Here is a 17383-nt window from a genome sequence, read left to right as displayed (position 1 = left end):
TGTGGAACTCCCTCGCGCCCCGCGCATCAACCCGAGCATCCTCGCCGCCGACTTCGTGAACATGCAGGCGGACCTCGCCAAGATCGCGACCGCCGACTTCGCGCATGTCGACGTGATGGACAACCACTTCGTGCCGAACCTGACCTTCGGTCCGCAGATGGTCGAGCGCATCCAGGCCACCAGTCCGATTCCGCTCGATGTGCACCTGATGATCACGGACCCCGAGCGGTGGGCGCCCGAGTATGCCGAGATCGGCGCTGCGAGCGTCACATTCCACCTCGAGGCCGCCGACGATCCCGTCGCTCTCGCCCGTCGCCTTCGTGACATCGGTTCTCGGGCCGGGGTCGCGGTGAAGCCGGCGACACCTGTCGAATCGCTCTTCGAGATCCTCGACGAGTTCGATCAGATCCTCGTGATGACCGTGGAACCCGGGTTCGGCGGGCAGAGCTTCATGCCGGAGACGATGCCGAAGCTGAGCGCTCTGGCGGAAGAAGCCCGTCGGCGCGGCTCCCGGGTCTGGCTCCAGGTCGACGGCGGCATCTCCGACCGCACGATCGAGATCGCGGCCTCCGCGGGCGCCGATACATTCGTCGCGGGCTCGGCCGTGTACGGCGCTGACGACATCGAGGCGGCCGTCACCCGGCTGAGAGACCTCGCCGGAGCCGCTAGCCTGGAAGCGTGAAGACTTTCGACGAGCTGTTCGCCGAGCTCAGCGTCAAGGCCGAGACCCGCCCTGCCGGATCGGGGACCGTGGCCGAGCTCGACGGCGGCGTGCACACGATCGGCAAGAAGATCGTGGAAGAGGCCGCCGAGGTGTGGATGGCGTCGGAGTACGAGTCCGACGAAGCCGCCGCCGAGGAGATCTCCCAGCTGCTGTACCACGTCCAGGTGATGATGCTCGCGAAGGGGCTCAGCCTGCAGGACGTCTATCGACATCTGTGATGCGCTCCGTTCCGACCCCCTCGAACTGAAAGCCATCCATGCTGCGCATCGCCGTTCCCAACAAGGGCTCGCTCTCCGAGACCGCCGCCGACATGCTCGCGGAGGCGGGCTACGCCGGCCGACGAGACCCCAAGACCCTGCACGTCATCGACGCCGACAACGACGTCGAGTTCTTCTTCCTCCGCCCCAAGGACATCGCCACCTATGTCGGCTCCGGCGCGATCGATGTCGGTATCACCGGTCGCGACCTCCTGCTCGATGCACGTATGCCCGGTGCGCGCGAGATCGAAGCGCTCGGCTTCGCCGGCTCGACGTTCCGCTTCGCCGCGCCGACCGGACGCTATACCGATGTGAGCGAGCTCGACGGCCTCCGTATCGCGACGTCGTACCCCGGCCTCGTCGATGCGTTCCTCGACGAGCGTGACATCGCCGTCGACCTCGTGCCCCTCGACGGTGCGGTGGAGTCCGCGGTCCGCCTCGGTGTCGCCGACGCCGTCGCCGATGTCGTCGAGACCGGCACGACGCTGCGTCAGGCCGGGCTCGAGGTGTTCGGCCCCGTGATCCTGGAGTCGGAGGCGGTGCTCATCGCCGGACCCGTCGACGCCGAGGGGGCTGACACGCTGCTCCGCCGTCTTCGGGGTGTCATGGTCGCTCGACGCTTCGTCATGATCGATTACGACCTTCCGGTCGCGCTCCTCGACGACGCCGTGAAGATCGCCGGGGGCGTGGAGTCGCCGACGGTCTCGCCGCTGCGCGATCCCGAGTGGGTTGCTGTGCGCGTCATGGTGGCCCGTTCGCGGGTCAACCCCGTGATGGACGCTCTCTACGCGCTGGGTGCACGGGCCATCCTCGTCACCGCGATCCACAACGCGAGGCTCTGATGACGCTCGCTAGCCGTGTCATCCCGTGTCTCGACGTCGCCGATGGGCGTGTCGTCAAAGGGGTGAACTTCGAGAACCTGCGCGACATGGGTGACCCGGTCGAGCTCGCCAGGCACTACGCGGCGCAGGGCGCGGACGAGATCACCTTCCTCGATGTCACTGCTACGGTCGACGCGCGCGCCACGACGTACGACGTCGTGCAGCGGACGGCGGAGCAGGTCTTCGTGCCGCTCACCGTCGGTGGGGGAGTGCGCAGCGTCGATGACGTGGCGCGCCTGCTGTCGGTCGGCGCGGACAAGGTCGGCGTGAACTCGGCGGCCATCGCGCGCCCGGAACTCATCGGTGAGATCGCCGACCGCTTCGGTGCGCAGGTGCTCGTGCTCTCACTCGACGTGAAACGTGCGCCGACGACCCACTCGGGCTTCGTCGTCACCACGCACGGCGGCCGCACGCAGACCACCCTCGACGCCCTCGACTGGGCCCGGGAGGCGGCGGAGCGCGGAGCGGGCGAGCTTCTCGTGAACTCGATCGACGCGGACGGCACCAGAGACGGCTTCGACCTGGAGCTCGTGCGCCTGATGCGGGAGGCGGCGTCCGTGCCCGTCATCGCGTCCGGCGGTGCCGGAAAGGCATCGGACTTCGCGCCCGCCATCAAAGCCGGAGCCGACGCCGTCCTCGCGGCCAGCGTGTTCCACACCGGCGCTCTCACGGTCGGCGACGTCAAGGACGCGCTTCGCGCGGAGGGGGTTCTCGTCCGATGAGCGACGCGGAAGCACAGACCACACCCGTCGACGAGCGCATCTCGCAGGTCGACTTCAATGCCGACGGGCTCGCGCCGGTCATCGTGCAGCAGTGGGACACGCGCGAGGTGCTGATGCTCGCCTGGGTCGACGCCGAGGCGCTGCGGCGCACCCTGACCTCCGGACGGGCGACCTACTGGTCCCGCTCTCGTCAGGAATACTGGCGAAAGGGCGACACGTCCGGACACATCCAGGTCGTCCACGAGGCGCGCCTGGACTGCGACGGCGATGCGATCCTGCTCCTCGTGGCGCAGACCGGCCCCGCCTGCCACACCGGCACGCGCACCTGCTTCGACACCAACGACCTCGAGGCCGTCACCGGAACGGATCGGTCATGAGCTTCGCGAAACGCGGTCGCGCGCTGTCCGTCTCCGGCTTCCTTCTCGCCGGGGCGATCGGCATCATCTCGTCGACTCAGACCTGGCTGACCGTGGAGCGCGCCGACGCGGGCGAGGCGATCCTGGTCCCCGGAGCGTCCGCCCTGGTGCTTCTCGCGCCGCTCAGCCTGGCCGTGCTCGCTCTCGGCGCCGCACTGTCGATCGCGGGAAAGCCGGTGCGCCTCGTTTTCGGCGTGCTCGCGGCGGCGACAGCGGTGTTCCTCGGCTGGTCGACCCTCCAGCTGCTGCTCTCCGAACCCTTCGACGCCGTCGGGGCCACCGTGACCGAGGTGACCGGATTGGCGGGAGGCATGGCGGTCCATGAGGTGGTCGCGAGCATCGTGCCGTCGGCCTGGCCGTACATCGCGCTCGTGGGCTGGGTGATCCTGCTGGCGGCCTCGGTCGTGGTCCTCACGACCTGGCGCGGGTGGAAGGCCGGTGGACGCCGGTACCGCACCGACCGCGTCGACGTCGCGCACGATGGGCCCGTCGATGCCGTCGATTCCTGGGACGAGCTGTCCCGGGGAACCGATCCGACACGCTGACCCCGATAGACTGAATCCGAACCGCACGTCGTCCCCCGGAGGAGAACATGACCAACCCGATCGCCGATCCCGGCCACGGACACTCGCCTGCCGCTTGGACCGCTGTGGTCATCATGCTGGTCGGCGTCGCCGCCGCCACGGTCGCGTTCTGCTTCGAGCAGCCCGCCCTCGTCATCGCCGCGGTGGCCCTCGTCCCGATCGGCGCGATCGTCGGCTGGGCGCTGGCAAAGGCCGGTTACGGCGTGAAGGGTCCGAAGTACGCTCCGAAGGCGCACTAATGGTGCTCGCCGACCTGACGGCCGGCGCTGTCGCAGACGCCGAGCGTCGCGCCCTGTCGCGACCGCTGGCCGCCCTCGAACGAGATGCTCTCGCCCGCCCAGCGGCGAAGGACGCGCTCTCGTTCCTCGCCCCTGCGGATCGCGTGAAGATCATCGCGGAGGTCAAGCGTGCGAGTCCCTCGAGAGGTGCACTCGCCGACATCCCCGACCCCGCTCTTCAGGCATCCCTGTACGAGACGGGTGGGGCGTCCGCGATCAGCGTGCTCACAGAGGAACGTCGTTTCGGTGGCAGCCTCGCCGACCTCGAGGCGGTCACCGCGCGGGTCTCGCTCCCCGTGCTGCGCAAGGACTTCATCGCTACCCGCTACCAGGTGCTGGAGGCGCGCGCAGCCGGCGCAGATCTCGTCCTGCTCATCGTCGCCGGCCTCGAGCCCGATGTGCTGCGTGACCTCTTCGGCTTCATCGGCGAGCTGGGCATGACGCCGCTCGTCGAGACGCATTCCGCTGACGAGCTCGAGGCCGCGATCGACCTCGGCGCCCCACTGATCGGCGTCAACGCACGTGACCTGAAGACTCTCGAACTCGATCGCGACCTGTTCGGGCGCCTGGTCGAGCGCATCCCCGACACGGCGGTCAAGATCGCCGAGTCGGCGGTTCTGACTCCCGCTGACGTCGTGCACTACCGTTCCGCGGGCGCCGACGTCGTGCTGATAGGCGAGGCGCTCGTGACCGGCGACCCCGTCGCCACCCTCAAGAGTTTCCTGGAGGCATGATGAGCCTGCGCGACCAGCACGGCCCCTTCTTCGGCGAGTTCGGCGGGCGGTACATGCCCGAGTCGCTCATCGCGGCGATCGATGAGCTCACGGTGGCCTACGAGGCCGCGATCGTCGACCCGTCGTTCCGTGACGAGCTCGCGCATCTGCTCAGCTCCTATGCCGGGCGCCCTTCCGCGATCACCGAGGTCCCGAGATTCGCCGAGCATGCCGGCGGCGCGCGCATCTTCCTCAAGCGCGAAGACCTCAACCACACCGGGTCCCACAAGATCAACAACGTGCTCGGCCAGGCGCTGCTCACCAAGCGCCTCGGGAAGACCCGCGTGATCGCGGAGACCGGCGCCGGACAGCACGGAGTGGCCACGGCCACGGCGGCAGCGCTGTTCGGTCTGGACTGCACCATCTACATGGGTGAGGTCGACACCGAGCGGCAGGCGCTCAACGTGGCCCGCATGCGCCTCCTCGGCGCCGAGGTGGTCCCGGTGACGTCCGGCTCGCGCACGCTCAAAGACGCGATCAACGACGCCTATCGCGACTGGGTCGCTTCGGTGGAGACCACCAACTACATCTTCGGCACGGCGGCGGGTCCGCACCCGTTCCCCGCGATGGTCCGCGACTTCCAGAAGATCATCGGCGAAGAGGCCCGCGCGCAGCTGCTCGACGAGGTGGGACGTCTTCCCGACGCGGTCATGGCATGCGTCGGCGGCGGCTCCAACGCGATCGGCATGTTCGATGCGTTCCTCGACGACGAGGGTGTCCGGCTCTACGGCGTCGAGGCAGCAGGCGACGGTGTCGACACCGAGAAGCACGCGGCGTCGATCGAGCGCGGCCGCCCCGGCGTGCTCCACGGGGCGAAGACCTACGTCCTCCAGGATGCCGACGGCCAGACGATCGAGTCGCACTCCATCTCGGCCGGACTCGACTACCCCGGTGTCGGCCCCGAGCATTCCTGGCTCGCCGACATCGGTCGCGCCGAGTACATCCCTGCGACCGACGACGAGGCGATGCAGGCGCTGCGTCTGCTCAGCCGCACCGAGGGGATCATCCCCGCCATCGAGTCGGCGCATGCCCTCGCCGGGGCCCTGCGCATCGGTCGCGAACTCGGGCCCGATGGCTTGATCGCCGTCTGCCTGTCCGGCCGCGGTGACAAGGACATGGACACTGCGGCACGCTACTTCCAGCTCTACGACGAGGCCGCGCTGGCTCACGACGTCGAGCAGGAGAGCGAAGAGGAAGAACGCGTCGCGAAGGGGGAACCGCAGCTGTGAGCCGCGTCGAACAAGCCATCCAGCGTGCGCAGGACGCGGGCCGCAGCGCCTTCGTCGGGTACCTGCCCGTCGGCTTCCCCGATCTCGAGACGAGCATCCAGGCAGCCATCGCGCTGGCCGAGAACGGCGTCGACATCATCGAGCTGGGACCGCCGTACAGCGACCCCGTGATGGACGGCGCGATCATCCAGGAGGCGACCACCAAGGCTCTGGCTGCGGGTTTCCGGATGGCCGACCTCTTCACGGCGATCCGTGCCATCACGGAGGCCACCGATGTCCCCGTGCTCGTGATGACCTACTGGAACCCCGTCATGCAGTACGGCATCGACCGCTACGCGGATGACCTGCTCGCCGCGGGCGGTGCCGGCCTCATCACGCCGGACATCACACCAGACGCGGCAGGGGAGTGGATCGCCGCCAGCGAGAGGACCGGCCTCGACCGCGTGTTCCTGGCGGCACCGACCTCCTCCGATGAACGCCTCGACCTGGTGGTGAAGTCCTCCACCGGGTTCGTGTACACGGTCTCGACGATGGGCATCACGGGGGAGCGCGCCGAACTCGATCGCGCTGCCCGCACTCTCGTCGGACGTCTGCGGGCGCACGGAGCCCACCGCGCCTGCGTCGGCATCGGCATCTCCACCGCCGAGCAGATCGCCGGAGTCTCCGAGTACGCCGACGGCGCCATCGTCGGCACGGCGCTCGTCCGCGCTCTGCGTGACGGCGGAGTTCCGGCCCTCGCAGAAGTCACCCGAAACCTGGCCTCCGGCACCTCGTCGGCACGCCCCGATCACGAGAACTAGAATCGCACTCATGTCACTCGCGCTCCACAGCACCTTCACGAACGTGCTCGCCAGCATCCCGAGCCCCACGGTCTCGTACTTCGACCTCGGGCCGGTCCGGATCCACTTCTACGCGCTGTGCATCATCGCCGGGATCATCGCCGCGACGTTCCTGACCAACCACCGCCTCACCAAGCGCGGAGCGGAGCCGTGGGTCGTGATCGACATCTCGATCCTCGCGGTGCCGCTGGCGATCATCGGCGCGCGCATCTTCCACGTGCTCACCCACCCGAACGACTACTTCGGCGAGGGCATCAACACGTGGAACCCGTTCCAGCCCGGCTCCGTCTGGGCCATCTGGGAGGGCGGCATCGCGATCTTCGGCGCGCTCATCGGTGGTGCCATCGGCGCGTACCTCGGGTGCCGCTGGACAGGCATCCGCTTCTGGACGCTCGCCGACGCGCTGGCACCCGGTCTGCTGCTGGCACAGGCAATGGGTCGCTTCGGCAACTGGTTCAACAATGAACTCTTCGGGCTCCCCACCGATCTGCCCTGGGGTCTGGAGATCCCGTCCACCAACTCGGCCTTCCCCCCGGGACTCCCCGAGGGCACGCTGTTCCACCCGACCTTCCTGTACGAGGTGATCTGGAACGGTCTCGGCGTCATCGTCCTGCTGTGGCTCGGTCGCAAGCTCTTCTTCCAGTGGGGTCGCCTCTTCGCGATCTACCTGATCTGGTACAGCGCCGGTCGCATCGTCTGGGAGTCGATCCGCATCGATCCGAGCGAGATCATCCTCGGCCTGCGCAGCAACGTCCTCGCCGCCATCATCGGCGTGCTCATCGGTCTCGCGATCCTCATCGTGCAGACGCGCCGTCACCCCGGACTGGAGCCCTCGCCGTACCAGCCCGGTCGCGAACGGACCGACCCGGACGCTGTTGTACAATCGCAGGACAATACCTCTGACTTCGTAGACGTGAGCGAGCCTCCGGCCGAAGAAGTCACCGCAGGAGCCACCGCCACAAGCACTGCTCCCACGAGCGAGGACGGCTCTCGATAACGCCGCCTCGTAGCGGGAGAACCATTGCACTGAACGAGCGGGCCGACGTCGTCCCCGGGTTTCACTCGAAGATCTGAGGACGGTAACTGGTGTACTTCCAGCCCCCTTACGGCGCCTCCGGCGCATACCCCCCGAAGCAGGGCATGTACAACCCGGCGTTCGAGAAGGACGCCTGCGGCCTAGCCATGGTCGCCACCCTGCGCGGCGAAGCCGGGCATGACATCATCGCGTTGGCCCTCGAGGCCCTGCGCAACCTGGAGCACCGTGGAGCCATCGGCTCGGATGCGGGCACCGGGGACGGCGCCGGCATCTTGACGCAGATGCCCGATGCGTTCCTCCGCGCCGTGGTCGGCTTCGAACTGCCGCCGGTGGGGGAGTACGCCGCAGGACTGGCGTTCCTGCCTCGCGATTCCAGCGAGCGCCGCCAGCAGAAGGCCGGCATCGAGAAGATCGCCCGTTCCGAGGGGCTTCGCGTCCTCGGCTGGCGTGAGGTGCCCACCGCCAACGAGAACCTCGGCAAGCTCGCCGATGAGGCGCGCCCCGCGTTCGAGCAGCTCTTCGTCAGCGCGGGCGGCGCGACGCACTCCGACGCGCCCCTCACGGGCATCGCGCTCGACCGCGTCGCCTACCGTCTGCGCAAGCGCGCGGGCCACGAGCTCGGCGCCTACTTCGTCTCCCTGTCGGCGCGCACCCTCGGCTACAAGGGGATGGTCACGACTCTGCAGCTCGAGCCGTTCTATCCCGACCTGCAGGACGAGCGCTTCGCGTCCGAGCTCGCCGTGGTGCACTCCCGCTACTCGACGAACACCTTCCCGTCGTGGCCGCTCGCGCAGCCGCTGCGCATGCTCGCCCACAACGGTGAGATCAACACCGTCGGCGGTAACCGCAACTGGATGCGCGCCCGCCAATCGCAGCTCGAATCCGAGCTCCTCGGCGACATCACGCCGCTGCTCCCCATCTGCACCGACGGCGCCAGCGACTCCGCCTCGTTCGACGAGGTGCTCGAGCTGCTCACGCTGACCGGGCGCAGCCTGCCCCACGCGATCATGATGATGGTGCCGGAAGCGTACGAGAAGCAGGCCGACATCTCGCCGGAGCTGCGCTCGTTCTACGAGTACCACTCCAACCAGATGGAGCCGTGGGACGGACCGGCCGCCCTCATCTTCACCGACGGCACCCTCGTCGGGGCGACGCTCGACCGCAACGGCCTGCGTCCTGGACGCTGGACGGAGACGACCGACGGACTGGTCGTCATCGGATCCGAGACCGGCGTTCTCCAGTTCGAACCCGAGCGCATCAAGCGTCGCGGGCGCCTGCAGCCGGGCAAGATGTTCCTGGTCGACACGTCGCAGCGTCGGATCATCGAGGACAGCGAGCTCAAGCGCGACCTCGCCACGATGCACCCGTGGCAGGAGTGGCTGGATGCCGGTGCCGTGCGTCTGGCCGAGCTTCCCGAGCGTGAGCACATCGTGCACCCGCCGGCGTCGATCACCCGTCGTCAGCGGACCTTCGGCTACACCGAGGAAGAGGTCCGCATCCTCCTCACGCCGATGGGGCAGACCGGTGTCGAACCGCTCGGCGCGATGGGCTCGGACACGCCAATCGCCGTGCTCAGCAAGCGTCCGCGGTTGCTGTTCGACTACTTCACGCAGCAGTTCGCGCAGGTGACCAACCCGCCGCTCGACTCGATCCGCGAAGAGGTGGTCACGAGCCTCAAGCTGGGCCTCGGACCGGAGAGCAACCTGCTCACCTGGGGGCCGGAGCACACCCGCACGGTGTCTCTGGACTTCCCGGTGATCGACAACGACGAGCTCGCGAAGATCCGCCACATCGACAAGGCCATGCCCGGTCGGTCGAGTGCGACGATCCGCGGCCTGTACCACTTCGACGCCGGCCCTCAGACGCTCGCCGACCGGCTCGCCGAGATGTGCGCCGAGGTGGACGAGGCCATCGAGAACGGTGCCGAGTTCATCATCCTGTCCGACCGCGACTCGAACAAGGATCTGACACCGATCCCGTCACTGCTCATGGTCTCGGCGATCCACCACCACCTCATCCGGCGCGAGAACCGTATGAAGGTCGGTCTCATCGTCGAAGCCGGAGACGTGCGCGAGGTGCACCACGTCGCGACCCTGATCGGCTACGGCGCCTCCGCCGTCAACCCGTACCTCGCGATGGAGACGGTCGAGCACCTCGTGCGCACCGGCTACATCACCGGCATCACGACGGAGAAGGCCGTCAAGAACCTGATCTACGCGCTCGGCAAGGGCGTGCTGAAGATCATGTCGAAGATGGGCATCTCCACCGTGTCGTCCTACGCCGGGGCTCAGGTGTTCGAGGCGGTCGGCCTCAGCCAGGAGTTCATCGACGCGTACTTCACGCGCACCGAGTCGAAGCTCGGCGGCATCGGCATCGAGGAGATCTTCGCCGAGAACCAGGCACGCCACGACTACGCCTATCCGGAGGATGCGGCAGCGCGTGCGCACGAGAGGCTCTGGACGGGCGGCGAGTACCAGTGGCGCCGCGACGGCTCTCCGCACCTTTTCAATCCCGAGACGGTGTTCAAGCTTCAGCACTCGACGCGGACGCGACGTTACGACATCTTCCGCGAGTACACGAAGCTCGTCGATGAGCAGGCCGCCGAGCTGAAGACGCTGCGCGGGCTGTTCACGCTGCGCACCGGCACCCGCAAGCCCGTCCCGCTGGACGAGGTGGAGCCGGTCTCCGCCATCGTCAAGCGCTTCTCCACGGGTGCGATGAGTTACGGCTCCATCTCCAAGGAGGCGCACGAGACGCTCGCCGTCGCGATGAACAGCATCGGCGCGAAGTCGAACACGGGCGAGGGCGGCGAGGACCCGGACCGCCTGGTCGACCCCGAGCGTCGCAGCTCGATCAAGCAGGTCGCGTCGGGGCGGTTCGGTGTGACGAGCCTGTACCTCACCGAGGCGGACGACATCCAGATCAAGCTCGCTCAGGGAGCCAAGCCCGGCGAGGGCGGCCAGTTGCCGCCCACCAAGGTGTACCCCTGGGTCGCGCGCACCCGTCACGCCACCGCCGGTGTGGGACTGATCTCCCCGCCGCCGCACCACGACATCTACTCGATCGAAGACCTGAAGCAGCTGATCTTCGACCTGAAGAGGGCGAACCCCGAGGCCCGCATCCACACCAAGCTGGTGAGCCAGTCGGGCATCGGCGCGGTGTCGGCCGGTGTCGCGAAGGCGCTGAGCGACGTGATCCTGGTGTCCGGTCACGACGGTGGAACGGGCGCGAGCCCATTGAACTCGCTGAAGCACGCGGGCACGCCGTGGGAGCTCGGCCTCGCGGAGACGCAGCAGACGCTCATGCTCAACGGCATGCGGGATCGCGTCGTGGTGCAGGTCGACGGTCAGCTCAAGACCGGCCGCGACGTCATCATCGGAGCGCTGCTCGGCGCGGAGGAGTTCGGCTTCGCCACCGCTCCGCTCGTCGTCAGCGGCTGCATCATGATGCGCGTCTGCCACCTGGACACGTGCCCCGTCGGTGTCGCCACGCAGAATCCGGTTCTGCGCGAGCGCTTCACGGGCAAGCCCGAGTTCGTCGTGAACTTCATGGAGTTCATCGCCGAAGAGGTGCGCGAACTCCTCGCCGAGCTCGGCTACCGCTCGATCGACGAGATCGTCGGCCGTGCCGACCTCATCGAGGTCAATGCCGCGGTCGAGCACTGGAAGGCGGAGGGGCTGGACCTCACTCCGGTGCTGGAAGGCCCGGTGTTCCCGGCGGGCGAACCGCGTCGCAGCGCACGCAGCCAGGACCACGAGCTCGAGAAGCACTTCGACGTGAAGCTGATCGACATCGCGAAGGGCGCGCTGCTCAACGGCGAGCCCGTCGTGGTCGAGCTGCCCATCGCCAACACCGAACGTGCGGTCGGAACCATGCTCGGTCATCAGGTGACGTCACGGCACGGAGCAGCCGGTCTGCCGCAGGGCACCATCGACGTGACTCTGCACGGCACTGCCGGTCAGTCGCTCGGGGCGTTCCTGCCGCCGGGCATCGTCCTGCGGCTCGAGGGCGATGCCAACGATTACGTCGGCAAGGGGCTCTCGGGCGGTGACATCACGATCCGTCCGCCGCGAGGCTCCAAGATCGCGCCCCACGAGAACGTGATCGCCGGCAACGTGATCGGCTACGGCGCGACCTCGGGAACGATGTTCATCTCGGGCGTCGTCGGCGAGCGTTTCCTCGTCCGCAACTCGGGTGCGACCGCCGTGGTCGAGGGCGTGGGCGACCACGCTCTGGAGTACATGACCGGCGGGCTCGCGGTGATCCTCGGTTCGACCGGACGGAACTTCGGCGCCGGGATGTCCGGGGGAGTGGCCTACGTGCACGCCCTCGACACCAGCAAGGTGAACGCGCAGTCGCTCGGCAGCGGCGAGCTGCTCCTCGAACCGCTCGACCGCGCGGATCTCGAAGTGCTGCGGAGCCTGCTGGTCGCACACGTGGAGCGCACGGCGTCTCCGCTGGCCGCGGGTCTTCTCGAGAACTTCGAGGCGGCTGCCGCAGAGTTCGTGAAGGTGCTCCCTCGTGACTTCGCCGCCGTGCGGAGCATGCGCGAGGAGGCGCTGGCCGAGGGGATCGACCCCGACGGCGACATCGTGTGGAACCGCATCCTGGAGGTGACCGGTGGCTGACCCCAAAGGCTTTCTGAAGGTGACCGAGCGGGAACTTCCCGCACGTCGCCCCGTGCCCGTGCGCATCATGGACTGGAAAGAGGTCTATGAGCCCGGCGACAAGCAGGTCCTGCGCCGTCAGGCAGGGCGCTGCATGGATTGTGGCGTGCCGTTCTGCCATCAGGGATGCCCGCTCGGCAACCTGATCCCGGAGTGGAACGACTTGACGTGGCGAGGTGAGGGTCGCGCCGCGATCGAGCGCCTGCACGCGACGAACAACTTCCCGGAGTTCACGGGGCGGCTGTGCCCCGCACCGTGCGAGAGCTCGTGCGTGCTCGGCATCAACCAGCCGGCTGTGACCATCAAGCAGATCGAGGTCTCGATCATCGACGAGGCCTTCTCGAAGGGCTGGGTCGAGCCGGAGCCGCCGGAGCGGCTGACGGGCAAGACGGTCGCGGTGGTCGGGTCCGGCCCTGCGGGACTCGCCGCTGCCCAGCAGCTCACCCGGGCCGGGCACACCGTCGCGGTCTTCGAGCGCGACGATCGCATCGGCGGACTGCTGCGCTACGGCATCCCCGACTTCAAGATGGAGAAGACGCAGCTCGAAGCGCGCCTTCGTCAGATGCAGGAGGAGGGCACGCGCTTCCGCGCCGGCGTCGAGATCGGCAAGGACATCTCCTGGCCGGACCTGCGTGCGCGGTACGACGCGGTCGTGATCGCCACCGGCTCCACGGTTCCGCGTGACCTCGCGATCCCCGGCCGCGACCTGGACGGCGTCCACTTCGCCATGGAGTACCTCGTCGAGTCGAACCACGCGGTGGCGGGCGACAAGGTCACGGATCAGATCAGTGCCGAGGGCAAGCACGTCATCGTGATCGGAGGTGGCGACACGGGGGCGGACTGCATCGGCACCGCGCACCGGCAGGGCGCGCTCAGCGTGACCAACCTCGCGATCGGCAAGCAGCCGGGTGACACCCGTCCCGACCACCAGCCGTGGCCGATGATGCCGACCCTGTTCGAGGTCTCCTCCGCTCACGAGGAGGGCGGAGAGCGCGTGTTCCTCGCCTCCACCGTCGAGTTCCTCGGCAACGACGTCGGCGAGGTCCGTGCATTGCGCGTCGCCGAGACGGAGTTCGTCGACGGTCGGCGTGTGCCCAAGAGCGGCACCGAGCGGGAGATCCCGGCCGATCTCATCCTGATCGCCATGGGCTTCACCGGACCGGAGCAGGACGGCTACACCGAGGAGACGCTTCCCCAGGTGACCGATCGGGGTGCGTTCCGACGCGACTCCTCCTACGAGTCGACGGTGCCGGGTGTGTTCGTCGCCGGCGACGCCGGCCGTGGACAGTCGCTCATCGTGTGGGCCATCGCCGAGGGACGTGCAGCGGCGGCCAACGTCGACCGGTTCCTGATGGGCACCACCGTGCTCCCGGAGCCGGTGCGTCCGAGCGATGTCGCGATCGGACTCCAGCCCGCGTAGGCTGAGGCCGGCACCGTCGCCTGATTCACCATCCCCCACTTCTACCCTGGAGCAATCTTTGAGACGCGCGAAAATCGTCGCCACCCTGGGCCCCGCCACCTCCACCTATGAGACGGTGCGCGCACTGATCGATGCGGGCGTGGACGTCGCCCGACTGAACCTCAGCCACGGTGACTACTCCGTGCACGAGAACAACTATGCCAACGTGCGCCGTGCCGCTGAGGACGCTGGGCGCCCCGTCGCGATCCTCGTCGACCTGCAGGGCCCGAAGATCCGTCTCGGCAAGTTCGAAGGCGGACCCTACGAACTCGCCAAGGGCGACATCTTCAAGATCACCACCGAGGACATCATCGGCAACAAGGAGATCTCCGGAACGACGTTCAAGGGACTCCCGCAGGACGTCAAGCCCGGTGACTTCCTCCTCATCGACGACGGCAAGGTCCGCGTCGAGGTCGTCGAGACCGACGGTGTGACGGTCACCACCAAGGTCATCGTCGCCGGTGCCGTCTCGAACAACAAGGGCATCAACCTCCCCGGCGTCGCCGTGAACGTCCCTGCGCTGAGCGAGAAGGACGAGGAGGACCTCCGTTGGGGTCTGCGCATCGGCGCCGACCTGATCGCGCTGTCCTTCGTGCGCAACGCCGCCGATGTCATCCGCGTCCACGAGATCATGGCGGAGGAGGGCGTTCGCGTCCCCGTCATCGCCAAGGTCGAGAAGCCGCAGGCGGTCGACGCGCTCGAGGAGATCATCGACGCGTTCGACTCGATCATGGTGGCCCGCGGCGACCTGGGTGTCGAGCTGCCGCTCGAGGCCGTTCCGATCGTGCAGAAGCGCGCCGTCGAGATCGCCCGCCGCATGGCGAAGCCGGTCATCGTCGCGACGCAGATGCTCGAGTCGATGATCAACAGCCCGGTGCCGACCCGCGCCGAGACGTCTGACGTCGCGAATGCCGTGCTCGATGGAGCCGATGCTGTCATGCTCTCGGGCGAGACCAGCGTGGGCGACTACCCGGTCGTGGTGGTCGAGACCATGGCGCGCATCATCGAGTCGACCGAGGAGCACGGCCTGGAGCGCATCGCGCCGCTCACGGCCAAGCCCCGCACGCAGGGTGGCGCGATCACCCTCGCCGCTCTCGAGGTCGCCGAGTTCGTCGACGCGAAGTTCCTCTGCGTCTTCACGCAGTCCGGCGACTCCGCCCGTCGCCTGTCGCGTCTGCGCTCGCGCATCCCGATGATCGCCTTCACCCCGGAGCCCGGCATCCGCCGCCGCATGGCGCTGACGTGGGGTATCCGCTCGACGCTGGTCGACATGGTCCAGCACACCGACCTGATGTACCACCAGGTCGATGAGTACCTGCTCGGCAACGGTCTGGCCGAGGAAGGGGACAAGGTCGTCGTGATCTCCGGTTCCCCTCCCGGAATCGTCGGATCCACGAACGACCTTCGCGTGCACAAGGTCGGCGATGCGATCCGCGGTGCCGCGCCGATCTACAAGGCCGGCGTCTGACGTACGTCGTCCAGAGGGGGTGGGGCTTCGGTCCTACCCCCTCTGTCGTCCGCATCGGGTAGCTTTCAGGCATGGATGCGCATCGTCGTCGAAGGGGGCCGTCATCGGCGTGTTGAGGAACGCGCGATGGTGGATCGCCGATTATGCGTATGCGGGGTACTGGCAGGTCCGTGCAGCATTCGACCGCACCGACCCGTCGTCTTTCGTCTCCGGGAATGCTGCACACATCGTCGTGCTCCCCGGCGTCTACGAGACCTGGAGGTTCCTGCAGCCGCTGGTCGTCGCGATGCATGAACGTGGCCATCCCGTGCACATCGTCGACGCGCTCCACCGGAACGAGCGTCCTGTGGCCGAGATGGCCGCGGTCGTCGCGGCGTTTCTCGAGGATCGTGGGCTCGAAGACGTGATCCTGGTCGCGCACAGCAAGGGCGGCCTTGCGGGGAAGACCGTGATGACCGGTCCTGCGGGCACACGCGTGCGGTCGATGCTCGCGATCGCAGCACCGTTCGGTGGGTCGCGCTATGCCCGGTTGATGCTCTCCCGAACGCTTCGTGCGTTCTCCCCTGGTGACCCGTCGATCGTGGATCTGGCGCACCAGGTGACGGTGAACGAGCGGATCGTCTCGGTGTACGCGGCGTTCGACCCTCACATCCCCGAGGGAAGCGAACTGGCCGGCGCCAAGAACGTGCGCCTCGACACCGGCGGGCACTTCCGGATCCTCGCGCATCCACGCGTCCTGGCCGAGCTCGCGGCCCTGTCGGAGTAGGTTGTTCGGCCGTCGCCGAGACCCGAGCGTCGGGCGGTCTTCTGGCGCGTTTCGCCGGGGGAGGCGTCCAAGAGTCGTCCAGGGCGGACTGGTCGGGCCAGTAGAGCCTCAGGTACAGGCTGAACTTCTCTGCGGGGGCGGGGAGCCAGTTGCGATCGTCTTGTGGATCGTTCCTCGAGATCGTGATGCTGAGCGCGCCGTCGTCGTCGAGCCGGAGGCCGGTGGTCTTGGTGCCGATCGAGTATCTGCCGATCGGGTTGGGCTCGAAGAAGTGCTGCTCGTTGTAGACGGTGAGCGACCAGAATCCGCGCGCGGGCGGCAGAGCGTCAGCGACGAAGGTTACGGTGTAGTCGTTCGCTCCGTCGAGGCGCTCCGCTGCAGAGTCGAGATCCAGGTAGAAGTAGCGCGTCTCGAAGAGGGCATTGGTGAAGATGTTCGACCGGGCGATCGCCGTGCGGGTGAGGTAGTCCGCTCCGAAATCGGCATTGTTGTCGACGGTCGTCCAATTGCCGGGCAAAAGGATGCCGTAGTTGCGGAACTCGAACAACGGCGCGACCACTTCCGCCTCCACGCGTGCCGCCTCATCGAGGATGGCGACGCGGAGCTCGGGACTCTCCGCAGCCCGCACCACGTCGGCGGCCTGAGCATATAGAGCCTCTTCGCCGTCGCGCGCGGGGACATCGCGCAGTACATCCTGCAGCCGTTCTATGAAGTCGGCGGGGTCCACCCACGCGACTTCGCCGCCGTCACTCGGCGGAGCGGGGAAGTCGGGGATCATCGACCAGTCGCGGACCTTCTCGGTGCCGTCGTACTCGTCCAGCGGGTACACGTCGATCCGGTTCAGCACTTCCTGCACCGCTTCACGGTCCTCGTCGCTGTCCGCGAAGAAGACACGGGGAATGCAGATGCCGATGCGCGTCGGCAGCCGGAACACGTCGACGATTCCTTCGGGCACCTCACCCGACCAGTCGTCCGCCACAACGAGGTATCGGCCCGGCGCGGAGCCGTACATCGCGCCGAGGCGGGCGAAGCTGTCCGTGCGTTGATCGCATAGCTCGTAGACCCAGAACCGGGATCCGAAATCGGGGACCTGGATGACGACGGGAGACGTCTTCGGGTCGAGCGAGCCGACGCCGTAAGCCACGTCCTGGTTCGGGCACGCGACCATCCGCTCCGCGGGCTGTATGTACTCCGTCAGCATGCAGGCACGGTTTGGAGGAGCGCCAGGCACCATGCCGCCGATTCGCCCTGGACCGGGAAGCCGTTCGAAGGCCGCTATGCGGT

At 67.8% G+C, this 17383-nt stretch carries 15 protein-coding genes and 1 pseudogene; 15 read left to right on the top strand and 1 reads right to left on the bottom strand.

Annotated features, from left to right (window positions below):
• The first annotated feature begins 1 nt into the window (after nucleotide 1).
• The 15 genes from rpe to AB4070_RS01910 all read left to right on the top strand — a co-directional run bounded on the left by rpe (nucleotide 2) and on the right by AB4070_RS01910 (nucleotide 16099).
• Entirely contained in the window at nucleotides 2-682 is a 681-nt protein-coding gene (gene rpe / locus AB4070_RS01980) for a ribulose-phosphate 3-epimerase (RefSeq protein WP_441978682.1), read from the top strand.
• Nucleotides 679-942 (top strand): phosphoribosyl-ATP diphosphatase, encoded by a 264-nt coding sequence (locus tag AB4070_RS01975; protein WP_045265324.1) that lies wholly within the window; start codon nucleotides 679-681, stop codon nucleotides 940-942. Before rpe ends, AB4070_RS01975 begins: the two co-directional genes overlap by 4 nt.
• Before the next feature lie 38 nt (nucleotides 943-980).
• The gene (gene hisG, locus AB4070_RS01970; RefSeq protein ID WP_046747130.1) at nucleotides 981-1823 is read left to right on the top strand and encodes an ATP phosphoribosyltransferase; all 843 of its coding nucleotides are present in this window, start codon (nucleotides 981-983) and stop codon (nucleotides 1821-1823) included.
• A complete protein-coding gene (gene hisF / locus AB4070_RS01965) occupies nucleotides 1823-2584 on the top strand; it encodes an imidazole glycerol phosphate synthase subunit HisF (RefSeq protein WP_058631197.1) in 762 nt (253 codons plus the stop codon). The genes hisG and hisF overlap by 1 nt, the downstream gene beginning before the upstream one ends.
• A complete protein-coding gene (gene hisI / locus AB4070_RS01960; RefSeq protein ID WP_441978681.1) occupies nucleotides 2581-2961 on the top strand; it encodes a phosphoribosyl-AMP cyclohydrolase in 381 nt (126 codons plus the stop codon). The genes hisF and hisI overlap by 4 nt, the downstream gene beginning before the upstream one ends.
• A complete protein-coding gene (locus AB4070_RS01955) occupies nucleotides 2958-3545 on the top strand; it encodes a Trp biosynthesis-associated membrane protein (RefSeq protein ID WP_441978680.1) in 588 nt (195 codons plus the stop codon). Before hisI ends, AB4070_RS01955 begins: the two co-directional genes overlap by 4 nt.
• Nucleotides 3546-3592: 47 nt before the next feature.
• Nucleotides 3593-3823 (top strand): HGxxPAAW family protein, encoded by a 231-nt coding sequence (locus tag AB4070_RS01950; protein WP_441978679.1) that lies wholly within the window; start codon nucleotides 3593-3595, stop codon nucleotides 3821-3823.
• A gap of 2 nt (nucleotides 3824-3825) precedes the next feature.
• Entirely contained in the window at nucleotides 3826-4596 is a 771-nt protein-coding gene (gene trpC, locus AB4070_RS01945; protein ID WP_282846724.1) for an indole-3-glycerol phosphate synthase TrpC, read from the top strand.
• Nucleotides 4596-5864 (top strand): tryptophan synthase subunit beta, encoded by a 1269-nt coding sequence (gene trpB / locus AB4070_RS01940; RefSeq protein WP_282846723.1) that lies wholly within the window; start codon nucleotides 4596-4598, stop codon nucleotides 5862-5864. Before trpC ends, trpB begins: the two co-directional genes overlap by 1 nt.
• The gene (gene trpA / locus AB4070_RS01935) at nucleotides 5861-6664 is read left to right on the top strand and encodes a tryptophan synthase subunit alpha (RefSeq protein ID WP_441978678.1); all 804 of its coding nucleotides are present in this window, start codon (nucleotides 5861-5863) and stop codon (nucleotides 6662-6664) included. The genes trpB and trpA overlap by 4 nt, the downstream gene beginning before the upstream one ends.
• 10 nt (nucleotides 6665-6674) lie before the next feature.
• On the top strand, nucleotides 6675-7700 hold the full coding sequence (gene lgt, locus AB4070_RS01930; RefSeq protein ID WP_441978677.1) for a prolipoprotein diacylglyceryl transferase: 1026 nt from the start codon (nucleotides 6675-6677) through the stop codon (nucleotides 7698-7700).
• A gap of 143 nt (nucleotides 7701-7843) precedes the next feature.
• The gene (gene gltB / locus AB4070_RS01925) at nucleotides 7844-12367 is read left to right on the top strand and encodes a glutamate synthase large subunit (RefSeq protein ID WP_441979022.1); all 4524 of its coding nucleotides are present in this window, start codon (nucleotides 7844-7846) and stop codon (nucleotides 12365-12367) included.
• Complete coding sequence (locus AB4070_RS01920) at nucleotides 12360-13826, top strand: glutamate synthase subunit beta (RefSeq protein WP_441978676.1); 1467 nt, start codon at nucleotides 12360-12362, stop codon at nucleotides 13824-13826. Before gltB ends, AB4070_RS01920 begins: the two co-directional genes overlap by 8 nt.
• A 58-nt stretch (nucleotides 13827-13884) precedes the next feature.
• On the top strand, nucleotides 13885-15333 hold the full coding sequence (gene pyk, locus AB4070_RS01915; protein WP_113681968.1) for a pyruvate kinase: 1449 nt from the start codon (nucleotides 13885-13887) through the stop codon (nucleotides 15331-15333).
• A gap of 109 nt (nucleotides 15334-15442) precedes the next feature.
• On the top strand, nucleotides 15443-16099 hold the full coding sequence (locus AB4070_RS01910; protein ID WP_441978675.1) for an alpha/beta hydrolase: 657 nt from the start codon (nucleotides 15443-15445) through the stop codon (nucleotides 16097-16099).
• A 148-nt stretch (nucleotides 16100-16247) separates the two neighbouring features.
• Here the strand turns inward: AB4070_RS01910 and AB4070_RS01905 are convergent.
• Nucleotides 16248-17300 (bottom strand): annotated as a pseudogene (locus tag AB4070_RS01905) (DUF1254 domain-containing protein); the annotation flags it as partial.
• Nucleotides 17301-17383: the final 83 nt, after the last annotated feature.

Origin of the sequence: Microbacterium sp. 2RAF4 (assembly GCF_052115285.1) — a bacterium.
Taxonomy (GTDB): domain Bacteria; phylum Actinomycetota; class Actinomycetes; order Actinomycetales; family Microbacteriaceae; genus Microbacterium; species Microbacterium oxydans.
The sequence above is the reverse complement of the archived record's forward strand: the minus strand, read 5'-3'. Positions and strand labels throughout refer to the sequence as shown.